This is a genomic window from Halovibrio salipaludis, from assembly GCF_002286965.1.
GTDB lineage: Bacteria > Pseudomonadota > Gammaproteobacteria > Pseudomonadales > Oleiphilaceae > Halospina > Halospina salipaludis.
Map to the genome: position 1 here is coordinate 128,330 of NZ_NSKD01000004.1, position 17,891 is coordinate 146,220.

Here is a 17,891-nt window from a genome sequence, read left to right on the forward strand (position 1 = left end):
ACACATGAGCCAACGGGTATTCATCACCGGCGGGGCCAGTGGCCTCGGCCGGGCACTGGCACTGAACTACGCCCGCCAGGGCGCACGGGTGTGCATTGGCGACATCACGCCGGAACAGGGCGTGGAAACCGAAAGTGCCATTAACGAGGTCGGCGGCAAGGGACTTTTCCTCGAATGCGACGTGCGCCGGCTCAACAGTCTTGAAAAGGCAAAGGACGCCCTGGTGGAACGCTGGGGCGGCGTGGATGTGGTGGTCAACAACGCGGGCGTTGCCTCGGCCGGTTCCATCGAGGACACCACCATCGCGGACTGGGAATGGATACTGGACATCAACGTCATGGGCGTGGTCCGGGGCTGCAAGGTGTTCACACCGCTCCTCAAGGAGCAGGGCAGTGGCACCATCGTCAACATCGCCTCCATGGCGGGGCTGATGCTGGCGCCGCTGATGTGCAGCTACAACGTTTCCAAGGCCGGCGTCATCGCGCTTTCCGAGACCATGAACCATGAGTTCCTCGACACCGGTGTAAACGTCTGTGTGGTCTGCCCGGCGTTTTTCCAGACAAACCTGACCTCGAGCATGCGTTCGAGCATTCCGGGCATCCAGAACAACGTGAACAAGCTGATGCAGCGCTCCAGTGTCACCGCGGATGACGTGGCCGAGGACATCGCCCGTGCCGTGCGCAAGGGGAGTTTCTGGGTGCTGCCGCACAAGACCGAACGCCGCCTGTGGTACATCAAGCGCGCCAGCCCGAAAGCTTTTGACTTCCTGCTCGGAATGGAAAGCAAGCGCTGGATGAAAAAGATGCAGAAGAACTGAGCGAGGCGACCATGACCCTGATTGATCAGCCAACGGAAACCCGCGAGGGCGAGGCGCTGGACCCGGCCGCAGTGGATCGCTTCATGAAGCAGCAGCTGCCGGAGCTGGAAGGCGAGCCTGTGATCCGCCAGTACCCGGGCGGCGCTTCAAACCTGACCTACCAGATCGACTACGGCGAGCGCTCCTTCGTCCTGCGCCGCCCGCCGTTCGGGCACAAGGCCAAGTCGGCCCATGACATGCTGCGCGAGGCGCGCATCATGCGTGCGCTCAAGCCGGTTTATCCCTACGTGCCGGACATCATCGCCATCTGCGATGACCATGACGTGCTCGGTGATGAGTTCTACGTGATGGAACGCCTCAAGGGCATCATCCTGCGTCAGGATTTTCCCGAGGGTTTCGAGCTCAGTGAGCAGGACACCCGCAAGCTGTGCGGCAACGTCGTGGACAAGCTGGTGGACCTGCACCGCGTTGATTACCAGGCGGCTGGATTGGACCAGATCGGCAAGGGCGCGGGCTACGTGAAGCGCCAGATCGACGGCTGGAGCGACCGGTTCCGTAAGGCACGCACGGAGGATGTGAGTGACTTCGAGCCGGTCATGGAGTGGCTGCAGGAAAAGATGCCGGAGGACGTGGCCACCTGCGTTATCCACAATGATTTCCGTTTCGACAACGTGGTCCTGAACCCCGACAACCCGTTCGAGGTGATTGGCATCCTGGACTGGGAGATGGCGACCCTCGGCGATCCGCTGATGGACCTGGGCAACAGTCTGGCGTACTGGGTGCAGGCGGACGATGACCAGTTCTTCCATATGCTGCGGCGCCAGCCCACGCACCGGCCGGGGATGATGAGCCGGGATGAGGTCGTGGCCTATTACATGGAGCGCTCCGGCTTCCATGCGGACAACTTCGACTTCTATGAGGTGTACGGGCTGTTCCGGCTGGCCGGCATCGTTCAGCAGATCTATTATCGCTACTACCACGGTCAGACCCAGGACAAGCGCTTCGCCGGCTTCGGCCAGGCGGCGAATTACCTGGAGCAGCGCTGCAAACGCTTGATTGAGAAGAGCACCCTGTAGGAGCGGATCGATGGCAACACTGCACCTGATCCGTCATGGGCAGGCGAGTTTCGGCGCGTCGGATTACGACCGGCTTTCGCAGCGTGGCTGGGAGCAGGGTCGGGTTCTGGGGCGCTGGATTGGCCGGCATACCCAGCCCGAACGGCTGTTCGGCGGTGAGCTGCGCCGGCATCGCGAGACCATAGAGGCGATGGCGGAAGGCTTCGGGGATGGGCTGCCGGAGGCGGCGGTGCATCCGGGGCTGAATGAGTTCGACCATCGGGCGGTGCTGGAGGCGTACCGGCCGGGTTGGGGAAACCCGGAGGAGATGGCCCGGGAGCTGGCGAAGGAGGCGGATCCGCGCAAGGCGTTCCAGCATGCGTTCAGTGAGGCGATCCGGCGCTGGATCGGTGGCGAGAACGAGGGGGATTACCCGGAGTCCTGGCGGGCGTTCAGGGAGCGTGTGCTGCAGGGGCTTGATGAGGTGATCCGGGATGCCGGGGATGCGAGGCATGTATTCGTGGTGACCTCGGGTGGGCCGATCAGTGTGGTGGCCCAGTCGCTATTGGATCTGGATGACATGCGGGCGTTCCGGCTGAATGAGGTGCTGGCGAATGCGAGTGTGTCGCGGGTGCTGTTCAGTGGGGATCGGCGGTCGTTGGCGGTTTTTAACAGTTTCGGGCATCTGGAGGGGGAGGATCCCCAGCTGGTGACCTACCGCTGAGGCCTGTGCCACTCGGCCTGAAACCTCAAGACTGAGAGGTCGCTGCTGGCGGGGAATCGGGCACTGCCAATCGGGAAACGCCACGAGTACGTCCCTGTAGGCTGCTCTTCCGCCATCCATGGCTCCAGAGCTTCCCGCTTGGCAGTGCCCGATTCCCCGCTTCGGAGCGCCGCGTAGACGTGAATAAACATATAAGTTGGCAAGACGAGAAAAGGACTGAGAAATGAGTGATCTGTTTGACCTGACGGGCCGCATCGCCCTGGTAACCGGCGCGAGCCGGGGGATTGGTGAGGAAATCGCAAAGCTGCTGGCGAAGCAGGGGGCGCAGGTGATTGTGTCCAGCCGCAAGATTGATGGCTGTGAGGCGGTGGCGCAGGCGATCCGTGACGAGGGTGGCAAGGCTGAGGCTATTGCGTGCCATATCGGGGAGATGGAGCAGATTGAGGCCATCTTTGCGGATATTGAGGGGCGTTACGGGCGGCTGGATATCCTGGTGAACAACGCGGCGGCGAATCCGTATTTCGGGCCCATTGAGGATACCGATCTGGCGGCGTTCAATAAGACGGTGGATGTGAACATCCGGGGTTATTTCTTCATGACCAGCGCGGGTGTGAACCTCATGAAGAAGCACGGCGGCGGTTCCATTGTGAATGTCGCGTCGATCAATGGGGTTGTCCCGGGCCACTACCAGGGGATCTATTCCATCTCGAAGGCGGCGGTGATCCAGATGACGAAGTCGTTCGCCACCGAACTGGGTACGAAGGGCATTCGGGTGAACGCGCTGCTGCCGGGCCTGACGGATACCAAGTTCGCCAGTGCGCTGACGACCAATGATTCCATCAAGCAGCAGGCGCTGGCGCATATTCCGCAGAAGCGGATCGCGGAGCCCAGTGAGATGGCGGGGTCGGTGCTGTATCTGGTGTCGGATGCGGCCAGCTACACTACCGGCGCTTGCCTGAACGTGGATGGTGGCTACCTAACCGTATAACGCCCTCCAAAATCGCAGGAGCGCGCCTCGCGCGCGGTGCTCATCCCGGTATCGCGAGTGGAGCTTGCTCCTGCACTGCCTCTTGTCAAATCCGTTGAAATCAACCATCTTGCTCTGAGGATCCTGCCACTCAGGGAATGCCTTTGATGCAATTGTTTCCGCGTGCGGTTTCACTTTTCCTGCTGTTTTTCGGTGCCCTTCTGCTGACGGTTCAGGCACAGGAGGATGGTGCTTCCAGATCCGGGAGTGCGGCGGACGTTCGGGTCATGACGATCCAGGAGGCGATCGGGCCGGCTGTGTCGGACTGGTTCCTGCGGTCGCTGGCTGATGCGGAGGCGCAGGGAGCGGATCTTCTTGTGGTGGAACTGGATACGCCCGGTGGGCTGGATAAGTCGATGCGGGACATGATTCAGGGGATCCTGTCCTCGGAAGTCCCTGTAGCCACCTACGTCACGCCGCGCGGGGCCCGGGCGGCAAGTGCCGGGACCTACCTTCTCTATGCCTCTCATGTGGCCGCCATGGCGCCGGCCACCAATCTGGGCTCGGCGACGCCGGTGCAGATGGGGGGCGGTGGTAGTCAGGATGAGGGTGGTGGTTCGCCGTTCAGCCTCCAGACAGACGATGGGGCCGCTGAGGGAGATGGTGAGGGCGGTGCTTCCGAAGGGGCGTCGGAAGAGGGGGCTGACTCCTCGTCCGGGCAGGATGGCGATGCCGGTAACGCCAGTGCCATGGAGAAGAAGGTGATCAATGATGCTGTGGCCTACATCCGGGGCCTGGCGGAGCTTCGGGGGCGCAACGCGGACTGGGCGGAGCAGGCGGTGCGCGAAGCGGTGAACCTCTCCTCGAGTGCGGCGCTTGAGAAGAATGTGATCGATGTCCGTGCCGACAGTCTTGAGGACATGCTGGCCCAGGCGGACGGCATGGAAGTGGATGTGGATGGCGTGATGCAGACGCTGGCCCTGGCCGATCACCGCATCAGCCGTATCCAGAAGGACTGGCGCACCGAGTTCCTGACGGTGATCACGGATCCGAGTGTGGCGTACATTCTGATGCTGGTGGGTATCTACGGCCTGATCCTGGAGTTCTACAACCCGGGCATGGGGGTGCCCGGCGTCGTGGGCGCCATCTGTCTGCTGGTGGGGCTTTACGCATTGCAGATGCTGCCCATCAGCTATGTGGGGCTGGCACTGATGCTGCTGGGGATCGGGCTGATGGTGGTTGAGGCGGTCTCGCCGAGCTTCGGGATCCTGGGGGTGGGCGGGGCCGTGGCCTTTGTGATCGGCTCCGTCATGCTGATGGACACGGACCTGCCGGGCTACCAGATCGCCATGCCTGTGATAGCGGCATTTTCGGTGTCGACCTTCCTGATCATGGTGCTGGTGCTGCGAATGGCGCTGCAGTCAACGCGCAAAGCGGTGGTCAGCGGCTCCGAGGGTATGGAGGGCACGACGGCCGTGGCGATACGGGACTTTGACGGGCAGGGGCATGGCCGGGTGCGTGTGTTGGGCGAGATCTGGCAGGCGCACTCGGCGGATCCGGTCCGTGAAGGGGATGTTGTGGTTATCCAGAACGTGGAAGGACTTAAACTGACAGTCAGGTCGGAGGGCCAGTCGAATGATTGAATATTTCACCATAGCCATTGTACTGATCGTCATCAGTCTGCTGGTGAGCATGTTCCGGATCCTGCGGGAGTATGAGCGCGGCGTGATCTTCCTGCTGGGCCGGTTCCAGAAGGTGAAGGGGCCGGGCCTGATCATCGTGATCCCGTTCATCCAGCAGATGGTGAAAGTGGATCTGCGGACCATCGTGCTGGATGTGCCTTCCCAGGATGTGATCTCACGGGACAACGTCTCGGTGAAGGTGAACGCTGTGCTCTACTTCCGCGTCATGGACCCGCAGAACGCGGTCATCAACGTGGAGAACTTCTACGCGGCCACCAGTCAGCTTGCCCAGACCACACTGCGCTCGGTTCTGGGCAAGCATGAGCTTGACGACATGCTGGCGTCCCGCGATCAGCTCAACGAGGACATTCAGGAGATTCTGGATGCCCAGACCGATGCGTGGGGCATCAAGGTCTCCAACGTGGAGATCAAGCACGTGGATCTGGACGAGTCCATGATCCGTGTGATCGCCCGCCAGGCCGAGGCCGAGCGTTCGCGGCGGGCCAAGATCATTCATGCCGAGGGTGAGCACGAGGCGTCAAAACGCCTGCTGGAGGCGGCGCGGACGCTGTCCAGGCGTTCCGAGGCGTTGCAGCTGCGGTACCTGCAGACGCTTACCGAGATCTCGAATGACAAGACCAATACCATTGTCTTCCCGGTGGATCTGCTGCGGGACCTGAAGAAGAGCGTGGCCGGCATGGAGACACCGGAGCCGGATGATGGGGGTGGGGAGCCGGCTCATTCGTCTTCGGAGTTCCCGGATACCAGTGCGGTTCTCGGCGGCGAGGAAGGTGGAAAGGTATGACGGATGCACCGGAGAAACCCTTTGCGCCAGCCTGTGAGCGCAATCAGGAACCGATCCGGGAGGTTCTGGCCGAGGTCCTGACCCAGCCCGCGAAGGTGCTGGAACTGGGCAGCGGGACCGGCCAGCACGCCGTCTATATGGCGCGCCACCTGCCGCACCTGGAATGGCAGCCCACGGACATCGCCGAGAACCTTGACGGCATCCGGCAATGGCGGCGTGAGGCGAAGCTGCGCAATGTGCGTGACCCACTGGAGGTGGACGCGCTTGATGCGGGGGTCCGTCTGGGGGAGACCTTTGATGCGGTGTTCACGGCCAACACCGTGCATTTCGTGTCCTGGCGCATCGTCAACGGTCTGCTGGCGATCAGCGCCGCCCACCTGCGCCAGGGCGGTGACCTGCTGATCTACGGGCCCTTCAACGAGGACGGTGGCTACACCAGTGAGGGCAACGCGGAGCTGGATGCCTGGCTCCAGGAGCGGGATCCGGCCAGCGGCATCAAGGACCGGGCCGTCTTCAATGCGCTGGCGGCGGATTATGGTTTCGAGGCCGTGGAACGTTTCCGCATGCCGGCCAACAACCAGCTCCTGAGGTTTGTGCGCGGCGGCGCCTAGCAGCAGCTGCCGCTCGCCGCCTCCGTTCCGGACTCGGGGTCACCAAAGGGCAGCGCCGTGCCGCAGCCCTCGAAGATCCCGAAATGGGTGCTGAAATCGCCGATGAACCGGAAGTGCTCGGCAAAGCGGGTATCCGCCAGCATCATCCAGGTATTGCCGCAGACCGGGAAGACGCGGCCGCGCTCAATGTGGTGGTGTTTGTCCAGCCGGCATACCGCTTCCTCACCGGGAATCGTCCCCTGATAGATTACCGCCTGGCCGTAATCCTCGCAGTGGGGCTCCAGCTCCGGCAGCTTGAACAGGCGATAGGTGGCGGAGAAGAAGCGCGCCGGGGCGAGGCGTGCTTCAATGGCTTCGTTCTCGATGGTCAGCGGCCGGTCTTCCACCAGGCGCGGGTCGGTAAAGCCGGTCTTGCGGGCCAGGTTCTCGAAATCATTCCAGTAGAGGGCGCCGGAAAGGCACTCGCCGTAAAGGACCGGGTCCTCTTTCAGGTGTGCCGGTATGCGACGGTCGGCGTACACATCCGAGAAGTAGAATTCACCGCCGGGCTTGAGCACCCGCTGGACTTCCGACAGCACTTTCTCCTTGTCCGGGCTCAGGTTGATCACGCAGTTGGAGATGACGATGTCGAAGTAGTCGTCCTCGAGATCCAGCTCGTCCAGCTGCTCAATGTAACCCTCGAGGAAGCGCACGTTGGAGCGGGCGTGGCCGAAGGCCTCCCGGTGGTATTCCTGGTGGCGGCGGGCGATGGCCAGCTGTTCCGGGGTCATGTCCACACCCACGACCTCACCCTGTGCACCGACCAGCTTCGACAGCACGTAACAGTCCCGGCCACTGCCGCTGCCCAGATCCAGAATGCGCGCGCCTTCCAGAAGCTGGGGAGCGACCAGGCCACAGCCGTAGTAGTGGGACAGAACCTCGTCGTGCAGGCTGGCGAGGATGGGCTTGAGCCATCCCGGTGGCGCCTGGTCGCAGCAGGCGTTGGTCTGCAGATCCTGTGTGCCCTGGAGCTGGCGGCCGTAGTAATCCTGAACGTCTTCTCTCATAATTCGCGTCGCTGTTCCGTTCTGTGACTGATCATCCGGGAGACCCATTTAAGGCGCCCATGTTACACAAGGCCGCACCCTGTTGCCCGGTGTGTGAAAGCGGTACGACCGCGGCGTTCATGACGATTGGCGAGCGCGACTACTGGCGCTGCCATCAGTGCGAGGCCACCTTTCTCGAGCCTTCCCAGCGGCCCGGCCCGGCGACGGAGAAGGCCGAGTATGACCAGCATGACAACGACGAAAGGGACCAGGGCTACCGGCGTTTCCTGGCGCGGCTGTCGGACGAACTGATGCCGCGCCTGACGTGGGGAGACCGGGTGCTGGATTTCGGCTGTGGCCCCGGACCGGCGCTGGTGGCCATGCTGCGCGAGGCGGGATTCGCAGCCGACGGCTATGATCCCTTCTATGCCCCGGACGAGGCGCTGCTTGGGCATTCGTACCAGGCGATCACCTGCACCGAGGTGGTTGAGCATCTGCATGACCCGGCAGCCACCTTCCGGCTGCTGGACCGGCTGCTGATGCCAGGGGGCTGGCTGGGCGTAATGACCTGTTTCCAGACGGACGACGACCGGTTTGCCGGCTGGCACTACCGGCGGGATCCAACCCATGTGGTGTTCTACCGGGAAACCACGCTGCACCGGGTGGCGGCGCGGTTCGGCTGGCACTGTGAGGTGCCACGCAAGGACGTGGCACTGATGCGGAAACCGGTCTAGGCGCCGTCGCGCTCCAGGTACTGTTTCTTGCCCTTGACGCCATCCCACTGCTCGGCGTCTTCCGGCGGATCCTTCTTCTCTGTGATGTTCGGCCATTTGGCGGCCATATCCGCGTTGATCTCCAGGAACTCCTCCTGGTCATCCGGCAGTTCGTCCTCGGAGTAGATGGCCTCGGCCGGGCACTCCGGTTCACAGAGAGCACAGTCAATGCACTCGTCCGGGTCGATGGCGAGGAAGTTCGGCCCCTCGTAGAAACAGTCCACGGGGCAGACTTCCACGCAGTCGGTGTACTTGCACTTGATGCAGTTTTCAGTAACGACAAACGTCATGGTTACATCCTGGCGATGGTTCAGGCGGCTATTCTAGGGTCGGGCGACGGGGTCTGCAATGACCCGGCTCAATCGCCGCCAAGGCGTTCCCGCAGACGGGCCCGCAGCTCATACAGGGTGTTGAGCGCCTCACGCGGGGTCATGCCGTCCGGGTCGATCCCTAGGATATCACGTTCCTCCGGCGAGGGTTCCAGGCTGGCGAACATATCCGCCTGCATGGCCGAGGCCGGAGCCGGTTCGGCGCGTGTTGCGCCGGCGCTGCCCTCGAGTTCGTCCAGTTTGCGCCGGGCATTGTCGATGACGTCCACCGGTACCCCTGCAAGCCGCGCCACCTGCAGCCCGTAGCTGCGGCTTGCGGCGCCCTCATGGACACTGTGCAGGAAGACGATGCTGTCCTCGTGCTCCGTGGCGGTAAGGTGGACGTTACGGGCGCTGCCGGCCTGCTCCGGCAGGCTGGTGAGCTCAAAGTAGTGGGTGGCGAACAGGGTGTAGCTGCCGACATCCCGGGCCAGGCGCTCGGCCGCCGCCCAGGCCAGCGACAGGCCATCAAAAGTGCTGGTGCCGCGCCCCACTTCGTCCATCAGCACCAGGCTCTCGGGCGTGGCGTTGTGCAGGATGTTGGCGGTCTCGGTCATTTCCACCATGAAGGTGGAGCGGCCGCTGGCGATGTCGTCCGAGGCGCCCATGCGGGTGAAGATGCGGTCCACCGGGCCCAGGGTGGCGCTTTCGGCCGGTACGTGGCTGCCGCAGTAGGCGAGCAGGGTGATCAGGGCGGTCTGTCGCATATAGGTGGATTTACCGCCCATGTTGGGCCCGGTGATCACCAGCATGCGGTTGCGATCGTCCAGGTGCAGGTCGTTGGGCACGAAGGGGGCATCCTGGAGGTATTCCACCACCGGGTGACGGCCCTGACTGATGGCGATGCCGGGTTCGTCACTGAATGCCGGGGCATTGAAACGCAGGCTCTGGGCCCTTTCGGCGAAATTGGTCAGCACATCCAGCTCGCAGAGGGCACCCGCGGTTTCCTGGAGCTCCGAAAGATGTTCCCCCAGATGTTTCACAAGCTCGTCATAGAGATACTTCTCCCGCGCCAGGGCGCGGCTTTTCGCACTCAGGGCGCGGTCCTCGAACTCCTTGAGCTCGGGGGTGATGAACCGTTCGGCGTTCTTCAGTGTCTGCCGGCGGATGTATTCCGTGGGCGCATTGTGGGACTGGGTCCGGCTGATCTCGATGTAGTAGCCGTGAACCCGGTTGTAGCCCACCTTGAGGGTATTGATTCCGGTGCGCTCCCGTTCGCGCTCTTCCACCTGCATCAGGTAGTCGCCGGCGTTCTCGCTGAGGTTGGTGAGTTCGTCCAGTTCCCCGTCGTAGCCGGCACGCAGCACGCCACCGTCGCGTACAACCACGGGAGGGTTGTCCACAATCGCCCGTTCCAGCGTTTCCGCCAACACCGGGTAGGTTGCTATGCGTTCGGCGATTGACTGCAGGTGGGGCAGCTCCAGGCGCGCCATGTCCTGCTGGAGTTCGGGCAGGGTGATCAGGGCGTCGCGCAGCCGCGCCAGGTCCCGCGGCCGGGCGGAACCCAGACCCACCCGGGATAGAATCCGCTCAATATCACCGATACCGCGCAGGCGTTCATGAATGGCCTCATGCTGATGATCGGCCAGCAGGGCGCTGACGCTGTCGCGGCGCTGGCGCACGGTTTCGGCATCGCGCAGGGGACGATTGAGCCAGCGCCGCAGCAGCCGCCCGCCCATGGCGGTGGCTGTGCGGTCCATGACCGAGGCCAGGGTGTTCTGCTGGCCGCCGGCGAGGTTGGTGTCGATTTCCAGGTTGCGGCGGCTGGCCGCGTCCATGGAGACGCTCTCCTCACGCCGCTCGCGGCTGAGCCGGCGGATATGGGGGAGGTTGTTGCGCTGGGTGTCGCGGGCGTACTGCAGCAGGCAGCCGGCGGCCTGTATGGCCAGGGTCAGATCCTCGCAGCCAAAACCACGCAGGTCACGTACCTGCAGCTGGCGCGTCAGCAGCCGGTGGGCGGACTCCATCTCGAACAGCCAGGGCCCCTGGCGGCGGATACCGCTGAAGCCTTCCAGCAGTTCCGGGCTGGGGAAGTCCTCGCTGATCAGGATCTCGGCGGGCTGCAGGCGTTCCAGCTCAGCGCTCAGGGCCTCGTCCGAATCCAGCTCCTCAACCACGAACTGACCGGAGGAGATCTCCAGGGTGGCGATGCCGAAGGCCCCCTTGTGGGAATGTATCGCCATGAGCAGGTTGTCCCGGCGTTCCTCCAGCAGCGCCTCGTCGCTCAGGGTGCCCGGGGTGACGATGCGCACCACCTCGCGGTCCACCGGCCCCTTGCTGGTTTCCGGGTCGCCGGTCTGTTCGCAGATGGCGATGGCATGACCGCCACGGACCAGGCGCGCGATGTAGTTTTCCGCCGAATGGTAGGGCACACCGGCCATGGGCACCGGCTGACCGGCGGACTGACCGCGCGCGGTCAGGGTGATGTCCAGCATCTCGGCGGCGCGGCGTGCGTCCTCGTAGAACAGTTCGTAGAAGTCGCCCATGCGGTAGAAAAGCAGCTCATTCGGGTGCTGGGCCTTGAGCTGCAGGTACTGGCGCATCATCGGCGTATGGCTGTTGAGATCGGGTTCCGCTGCGGACATGCTGTTATTGAGCCTGCTGATCTGGTGGAATGCACGATTCTAGTCCCATGAACCCGCGAACGAAACGGAGAGCCGTATGGGAGAGCCATCGGACGCCACCCTGGCGCGCAAGGCCGCCTCACTGGGCGAATGCCTGCGTGGCCAGGGGCGCGTGATCGCAACCGCCGAATCCTGCACCGGCGGCTGGGTCGCCAAATGCCTGACGGATACATCGGGCAGTTCCGATTACTTTGAGACCGGGCTGGTCACCTACAGCAACGAGGCCAAGGAAAAGCTTCTGGGCGTGCCCGCGGGCATTCTTGCCGGGCATGGCGCTGTGTCCTCCGCCGTGGTCTCGGCCATGGTTTCCGGCACACTCGAGAAAACCGGGGCGGATGTGGCTTTGGCCGTCAGCGGTATTGCCGGGCCGGGCGGTGGCAGCGCGGAAAAACCCGTGGGGACCGTCTGGTTCGGCTGGGGGGTGGCGGGCAGCACCCCTGTTACCACCTGCAAACAGTTTGAAGGGGACCGTGATCAGGTCCGGCGCGAGGCGGTTGAGTTCGCCCTGAAGCGCCTCAAGCGCTGGCTGCAGGGATAACCGTTGAATCACTGATCAGGTCTGTGCATAATACTGTCCATACATACAGTTCAGGGCTCCTGGACAACGTCGTGACTACGGCAGGCACCAACCGACCAGAAGGCAGAAACAATGGATGACAACCGCAAAAAGGCACTGAATTCCGCGCTTTCCCAGATTGAACGCCAGTTCGGCAAGGGTGCGGTCATGAAGATGGGCGACCAGCCGCGGGAGGCCATGCCGGCGGTGTCCACCGGCTCCCTGGGGCTGGACGTCGCCCTGGGGATCGGTGGCCTGCCCCTGGGGCGGGTGGTCGAGATTTTCGGGCCGGAGTCCTCCGGTAAGACGACCCTGACGCTCCAGGTGATTGCGGAAGCCCAGCGCGAGGGCAAGACCTGCGCCTTTGTGGATGCCGAGCATGCCCTGGACCCGATCTATGCTGAAAAACTGGGCGTGGATATCAATGAGTTGCTGGTCTCCCAGCCGGATACAGGTGAGCAGGCGCTTGAGATCTGCGACATGCTGGTGCGCTCCGGCGCAGTCGATGCGGTTGTGGTGGACTCTGTGGCGGCTCTGACACCCAAGGCCGAAATTGAGGGCGAGATGGGCGACTCCCACGTCGGTCTGCAGGCGCGGCTGATGTCCCAGGCACTGCGTAAGCTCACCGCCAGCGTGAAGACATCAGGCACCATGCTGGTGTTCATCAACCAGATCCGGATGAAAATCGGCGTGATGTTCGGCTCGCCCGAGACCACAACGGGCGGTAACGCCCTCAAGTTCTACTCCTCGGTCCGCCTGGACATCCGGCGCACGGGATCGGTCAAGGAAGGCGAGGAAGTGGTCGGTAATGAGACCCGGGTGAAGGTCGTCAAGAACAAGGTGGCGCCTCCCTTCCGACAGGCCGAGTTCCAGATCATGTACGGCACCGGAATCAATCGCATGGCCGAAATCATTGATATGGGGGTCAAGGAAGGCCTGGTTGAGAAGTCCGGTGCCTGGTACAGCTACAAGGGCGACAAGATCGGCCAGGGTAAGGCGAATGCCAGCAAGTTCCTGGGTGATAACCCTGGGATCGCCAACGAGATCGAAACCCAGATCCGTGAGCGTCTGATGCCCAAACCGAGCGAGGCCGCTGGCAAGAAAGAAGAGGCATCCGGAGACGACGATGCGCTGGCCGAGGACACCAGTGAGGATCTGCTCTGAGGCATGGTGATCCCATCGGATCAGCTTTCAGGCGAGGCTCTCGAGGCATTGATCGAGGAGTACTGCCTCCGGGAAGCCGGGGGTGCGGATGTCGAGGATCCTCTGTCGGACTGCCGCGAGCAGGTGGCGCGGGCTGTTGCCCGTGGCCAGCTGGTCGTTCTGTATACCCCCTATAATCCCAACCAGGTAGCCACGCTGGTGCCGGCCGATCAACTGGACGACAATGAGGTTCCGGGCGAACAGCAGGGGGAATCGGCACCGTGAGTAAGTGGTCCACACTCGGGATAGAGCAGACCCATGATCCAGAGGCCATTGAGGCCGCTTTCGAGCATCAGCTGAGGTTCGTGGATCCGGATTCCACTCCGGAGCGTTATCAGACACTGGTGCAGGCCTACGAGGCGGCCATGCGGGAGGCGGGAGCAGCACCGCAGGCCCGGGATTTCGGAGTTGATGTCGGGAATGACGGGGCGGCATCGGGGAATGGCGTTGAATCTGTCCAGATGCCGGAGCCCGCGAGTCAGGAGGCCGAAATCCAGGCAGGCCGGGTGATGACGGAGCTGGAAACCGTGTTCTCAAATCCCGGCTGGCGGGACGATCTGCGCCGCTGGCGGGCCCAGCTTGAAAGCGAGCGGGCCCACAAGCCGGGTGTAACCGAGGTTCTGCGCTTCAGCCTGTTTGACTTCCTCTCCCGTCAGGCAAGGCCGGGTGAGCCACCCGTGACCGAGGAGGTCCTGGCCTATCTGGATGAGCGCCTTGGCTGGCACCAGCATCGGGCCCAGCTGGAACAGGCCTTCCCGCAGGAGCGGGTCAGGCTGCTTCTCGGTGGTGGCCCTCACAGCGCCGAGTCCCCCCTGGATATGGAAGGGCCTTTTCCCGAAGCGGGAGAGATGGAGGGTTCCGGGAACCCCATGCCGAACGGCTTCGGGGTTGCGCTGATTGGCTGGATCATTGTGATGATCGTTCTGACAATGCTGTTCAGCGGAATGCGCTGAACCGCCAATTCAGCGCCGGTAACGGGCCATCTGGCGGCGGCAGAACGCCTCGATCTGGGAGAGAGCGTTGTCGATGGCGCGGGAGTAATGGCCCCGCATTGAGCAGTAGGTGAACTGGATGCCGAGTCGGTATTGGCCATCCGCTTCCCGGACACAGCTTTTGACCCGGCCGTTCACATCCGACTGCGTGATGTACTCGCCGCGGAAATCCATACGCATGGAAGTGCCCTCCCGGAAGGCTTCCTCCGCCACAATGGCGACGCCGTAGCGGTTGATGTCCAGGCATTCAACGGGCCGGCTCTGGCGTTCCCAGTGCAGCAGGCGCCGTGCCCGCACGCGTACGCTGAGCCCGGGGGCGGCAAACCGGGGCTGGATCCGCTGCTCGCTTGCACTGCACTGACCGGACCAGGAGGTGGTCAGTGATGGCTCACCGCGACCCTGGTTAAGGCGTTTGTGCTCCCTGCGCAGTGCAAAGGGCACGTCCGCGAGATGCATTGTGATCCCGGAGGAGTCACTCTGAGTACTCATTGGCGGTTGCTGCCTCTTGGATCGGATCGGGGTTTTTACTTACTGGTAACATAGGATTGTCGCTCAATCGGGGACCGAGTCAAGGCGGGGGCCGGGTGCCGTGTGACGGAGATCACATTAAGGGGCCGGCCCGGCCATCTGGGAGGCACTCTGCAGGGGATGCTTTGTGAATCCTGTTGAGGCCTGTAAAGTGCGATCTCTGACCGTTCCCCAAAGATGACGGATTGACTGAGTTGAAGCCACTTCCCCAGAAACAGCTGTACAGGGCCTGCGTCCTGAAGGATCTGCCGTTCCGTAACACGGATGCGCTTGATCCCCTGAATGAGATCGTTGGCCAGGACCGTGCCCGGGAGGCGGTCCGGTTCGCCCTCGCCATGCCCCACAACGGCTACAACGTCTACGCGCTGGGCCGATCCGGGCTGGGTAAGCGCACCATGATGCTGCGTTACCTGGCGCATCGGGATGAGACCCACGCACCGGCCAGCGACTGGTGCTACGTGGCGAATTATGACGACCCGCGCAATCCCAGGGTCCTGAAGCTGCCGGCCGGCGTCGGTGAACGGCTGCGCCACGATGTGGACCGGCTGGTTTCGCGCTTGGTCAAGGTCATTCCCCAGGCGTTTGACAGCGATACCTTCCAGAGCCGCTATGAGGATCTCAAGCAGAGCTATGCCGCGCGCCAGGAAGAGGCACTGAATGCCCTGGCACGCGAGGCGCGTGAGCAGGGCGTGGACCTGTCCATGAGCACGCCGGGGGGATACCGGCTGACAGCACTCAACGGCAGTGAGCCGCATACCAACGAGTCCTTCAGCGCGCTTTCCGAGGAGGAGAAGCGGGCGTTCGAGGAAGTCATCCGTGAGCTTGAGAAGAAGCTGCGGCGTGTGATGCGCCAGATCGCGGAATGGGAAGAGGAACATGCCGAGCAGCAGCAGAAGCTGAACGAGGAGACGGTCGAGCATGTCGGGGCCCATCTGATTGATGAGCTGTCCGAGCGTTACAGTGACTATGAAGGGGTGCCCGACCATTTCCGGGCCATGAAGAAGGATATCGCGAACAATCTCGATATCTTCCTTGAGGACAGCGAAGATAAGGCCGCCTTTGCCTATGCCTCCATGGAGCAGCGCCTGCCCCGGCGCTATCGCATCAACCTGCTCGTATCGCGCCAGGATGAGTCCGTGCCGGTGGTCGTGGAGGACAATCCCACCTACCACAACCTGTTCGGATTCATCGAGACCGTGACCTATAAAGGCACGGTCTACACGGATTTCTCGCTGATCCGGCCGGGCAGCCTGCACCGGGCCAATGGCGGCTACCTGCTCATGGACGCCACCAAGGTGCTTGAGCACGGCTTCGTGTGGGACGCGCTCAAGCGCGCCATCCGTTCCCGGGAAATCAGCATCCACTCCCTGGAACGTGAGCTGACCCTGTCCGGAACCATTTCGCTGGAGCCGGAGGCGGTACCGCTGGACGTCAAGCTGGTGCTCTTCGGGGATCGCGAAACCTGGCTGCTGCTCCAGGAATATGATCCTGAGTTCGCGGAGCTGTTCCGGGTGACGGCGGATTTCGAGAATGAGATGCCGCGCACCACCGAGAGCCAGATGCTCTACGCCAAGTTCATAGCCAGTCTGTGCCAGGACAAGGGCCTGCTGCCGTGCAGCAAACAGGCTGTGGCACGGGTGATCGAATACAGCTCACGGCTGGCGGAGCACCAGAACCGGCTGTCGCTGCATGCTGTGGATATCGCCAATGTGCTGCGCGAGGCGGACTTCCACGCCCGGAGCGGAGGCGAGGACGGCATTGATCCCGAGCATGTGGACCAGGCCCTGGTCAGCGCGGACTACCGCAGCGGGCGTATCCGGGACGAGTTCCTGCAGGGCTTTGCCGACGGTTCCATGCTGCTGTCGTTCAGTGGCCGTGCCGTGGGACAGGTCAACGGGCTTTCCGTACTCTCCACTGGCGGCTACGAATTCGGGCTGCCCAACCGGATCAGCGGGACCTGCCAGTACGGGGACGGGGATGTCATCCACATTGAGCGGGATGTGAAGCTCAGTGGCTCCATCCATTCCAAGGGTGTGATGATCCTTTCCGCATGGCTGTCGGCGCATTTTGCCCGTGAACAGCCCATGCCGCTTACCGCGACGCTCACCTTCGAGCAGTCCTACGCTGAGATCGATGGGGACAGTGCGTCCCTCGGCGAGCTCTGCGCCATTGTTTCGGCTCTTGCCGAGCAGCCGGTACGCCAGGACATGGCGGTTACGGGCTCGGTCAACCAGCATGGGGATGTGCAGCCGGTCGGGGGGCTCAACGAGAAAGTCGAAGGCTTCCTGGATGCCTGTGTGGCTCGGGGGGATGCGCAGGACAAGGCGGTCATCCTGCCCGCTTCGAACGTGCAGAACCTGATGCTGGCCAGGCGCGTGCGGGACGCTGTGAAGACGAGCGGCTTCCGGGTTTACGCCGTGTCGCGGGTGGAGGAAGTGCTGGCGCTGATGCTGGAGCTGCCGGTCGGTGAGCCGGATCGCAATGGCCATTATCCGGCTGACAGCCTCTATGGGCGCATTGAGCAGCGTCTGGCCGATCTCAGGCGTCGACAAGACGACGAAAAGTCAGATTGATCCGCGGAGACACCGGTTTCCGGGTCTTCGGCAGGGCGTGGTGCCAGTGGGACTGGACGCCTGCCGGCATTACCAGGAGGCTGTTGTGGGGCAGGTCGATGCCCAGAGTATGGCCATGATCCTCTCGGTGCCGGAAACGGAAGCGCCGGGTGCCGCCCAGGCTGAGTGAAGCGATTACCGGGGCGGGTCCCAGTTCGGGTTCGTCGTCACTGTGCCAGCCCATGCTGTCATTGCCATCGCGATAATGGTTGGCCAGCACACTGTTGAAATGCTCTCCGGCGATGTCACCCACCTGGCGCGCGAGCGGCCTGAGCCAGTCCGGCCACTGGGCTGGCTCCAGTGTCTGGCCCGAGTAGCGGTAGGTCAGGCCGTCCTCGGCGATCCAGCACTGCTCTCTCGGGATCAGGTGTTCGCGGCCGAAAAGGGTGATGCGGTCCTGCTTCCAGGGAATGCGCTCAAGCAGCAGCGCCAGCAGTTCATCCGCCTCTTCCGGCGCCAGGAAGGGGTGATGGAAGGGCAGCTGGAAGGGGGGCAGTTCGTACACCGGCACGGCTCCGCGGTTGCAGTTGTTCATCAGGTTCGCTAACA

The 17,891-nt window shown here is 63.0% G+C and carries 18 protein-coding genes; 13 read left to right on the top strand and 5 right to left on the bottom strand.

Annotation, left to right across the window (positions count from 1 at the left end; genetic code table 11):
* The first annotated feature begins 4 nt into the window (after positions 1–4).
* The 7 genes from CK501_RS10770 (at position 5) to CK501_RS10800 (ending at position 6,661) form a co-directional block, all read left to right on the top strand.
* The gene (locus CK501_RS10770; protein WP_095617740.1) at positions 5–817 is read left to right on the top strand and encodes an SDR family oxidoreductase; all 813 of its coding nucleotides are present in this window, start codon (positions 5–7) and stop codon (positions 815–817) included.
* Positions 818–828: 11 nt separating this feature from the next.
* Positions 829–1,893: a phosphotransferase family protein gene (locus tag CK501_RS10775; protein WP_095617741.1), complete on the top strand. Its 1,065-nt coding sequence runs from the start codon at positions 829–831 to the stop codon at positions 1,891–1,893.
* 10 nt (positions 1,894–1,903) lie between these two features.
* Positions 1,904–2,596 (top strand): histidine phosphatase family protein, encoded by a 693-nt coding sequence (locus CK501_RS10780; protein WP_095617742.1) that lies wholly within the window; start codon positions 1,904–1,906, stop codon positions 2,594–2,596.
* A 223-nt stretch (positions 2,597–2,819) separates the two neighbouring features.
* The gene (locus CK501_RS10785) at positions 2,820–3,584 is read left to right on the top strand and encodes an SDR family oxidoreductase (protein WP_095617743.1); all 765 of its coding nucleotides are present in this window, start codon (positions 2,820–2,822) and stop codon (positions 3,582–3,584) included.
* A 146-nt stretch (positions 3,585–3,730) separates the two neighbouring features.
* Positions 3,731–5,206, top strand: a complete 1,476-nt coding sequence (locus tag CK501_RS10790; protein WP_095617744.1) for an NfeD family protein — start codon at positions 3,731–3,733, stop codon at positions 5,204–5,206.
* Entirely contained in the window at positions 5,199–6,050 is an 852-nt protein-coding gene (locus CK501_RS10795; RefSeq protein WP_095617745.1) for a slipin family protein, read from the top strand. The genes CK501_RS10790 and CK501_RS10795 overlap by 8 nt, the downstream gene beginning before the upstream one ends.
* Positions 6,047–6,661, top strand: a complete 615-nt coding sequence (locus CK501_RS10800) for a DUF938 domain-containing protein (protein WP_095617746.1) — start codon at positions 6,047–6,049, stop codon at positions 6,659–6,661. Before CK501_RS10795 ends, CK501_RS10800 begins: the two co-directional genes overlap by 4 nt.
* Here the strand turns inward: CK501_RS10800 and CK501_RS10805 are convergent.
* A complete protein-coding gene (locus tag CK501_RS10805) occupies positions 6,658–7,707 on the bottom strand; it encodes a methyltransferase domain-containing protein (protein ID WP_095617747.1) in 1,050 nt (349 codons plus the stop codon). The genes CK501_RS10800 and CK501_RS10805 overlap by 4 nt on opposite strands.
* 119 nt (positions 7,708–7,826) lie before the next feature.
* Here CK501_RS10805 and CK501_RS10810 point away from each other — a divergent pair, with 119 nt between their 5' ends.
* Positions 7,827–8,420, top strand: a complete 594-nt coding sequence (locus CK501_RS10810; protein WP_095617748.1) for a class I SAM-dependent methyltransferase — start codon at positions 7,827–7,829, stop codon at positions 8,418–8,420.
* Here the strand turns inward: CK501_RS10810 and fdxA are convergent.
* Together fdxA and mutS are read right to left on the bottom strand one after the other, a co-directional pair.
* On the bottom strand, positions 8,417–8,749 hold the full coding sequence (gene fdxA / locus CK501_RS10815) for a ferredoxin FdxA (protein WP_095617749.1): 333 nt from the start codon (positions 8,747–8,749) through the stop codon (positions 8,417–8,419). The genes CK501_RS10810 and fdxA overlap by 4 nt on opposite strands.
* A 68-nt stretch (positions 8,750–8,817) precedes the next feature.
* Positions 8,818–11,412 (bottom strand): DNA mismatch repair protein MutS, encoded by a 2,595-nt coding sequence (gene mutS / locus CK501_RS10820; protein WP_095617750.1) that lies wholly within the window; start codon positions 11,410–11,412, stop codon positions 8,818–8,820.
* Positions 11,413–11,488: 76 nt separating this feature from the next.
* On the opposite strand from mutS, the gene CK501_RS10825 reads away from it, so the two are divergent.
* The 4 genes from CK501_RS10825 to CK501_RS10840 all read left to right on the top strand — a co-directional run bounded on the left by CK501_RS10825 (position 11,489) and on the right by CK501_RS10840 (position 14,163).
* Positions 11,489–11,989: a CinA family protein gene (locus CK501_RS10825; protein ID WP_095617751.1), complete on the top strand. Its 501-nt coding sequence runs from the start codon at positions 11,489–11,491 to the stop codon at positions 11,987–11,989.
* Positions 11,990–12,100: 111 nt separating this feature from the next.
* Positions 12,101–13,171: a recombinase RecA gene (gene recA, locus CK501_RS10830; RefSeq protein ID WP_095617752.1), complete on the top strand. Its 1,071-nt coding sequence runs from the start codon at positions 12,101–12,103 to the stop codon at positions 13,169–13,171.
* A gap of 3 nt (positions 13,172–13,174) precedes the next feature.
* A complete protein-coding gene (locus CK501_RS10835) occupies positions 13,175–13,435 on the top strand; it encodes a YheU family protein (RefSeq protein WP_095617753.1) in 261 nt (86 codons plus the stop codon).
* Positions 13,432–14,163, top strand: a complete 732-nt coding sequence (locus tag CK501_RS10840) for a hypothetical protein (protein WP_095617754.1) — start codon at positions 13,432–13,434, stop codon at positions 14,161–14,163. The genes CK501_RS10835 and CK501_RS10840 overlap by 4 nt, the downstream gene beginning before the upstream one ends.
* Before the next feature lie 9 nt (positions 14,164–14,172).
* On the opposite strand, the gene CK501_RS10845 is transcribed toward CK501_RS10840, so the two are convergent.
* Positions 14,173–14,691 carry a PilZ domain-containing protein gene (locus CK501_RS10845; RefSeq protein WP_143421420.1) on the bottom strand — a complete coding sequence of 173 codons (519 nt, stop codon included), beginning with the start codon at positions 14,689–14,691 and terminating at the stop codon, positions 14,173–14,175.
* 233 nt (positions 14,692–14,924) lie between these two features.
* Here CK501_RS10845 and CK501_RS10850 point away from each other — a divergent pair, with 233 nt between their 5' ends.
* Positions 14,925–17,303, top strand: coding sequence for a Lon protease family protein (locus CK501_RS10850; protein ID WP_095617756.1), 2,379 nt, complete (start codon positions 14,925–14,927; stop codon positions 17,301–17,303).
* On the opposite strand, the gene CK501_RS10855 is transcribed toward CK501_RS10850, so the two are convergent.
* On the bottom strand, positions 17,269–17,847 hold the full coding sequence (locus CK501_RS10855; protein WP_225741788.1) for an alpha-ketoglutarate-dependent dioxygenase AlkB family protein: 579 nt from the start codon (positions 17,845–17,847) through the stop codon (positions 17,269–17,271). The genes CK501_RS10850 and CK501_RS10855 overlap by 35 nt on opposite strands.
* Positions 17,848–17,891: the final 44 nt, after the last annotated feature.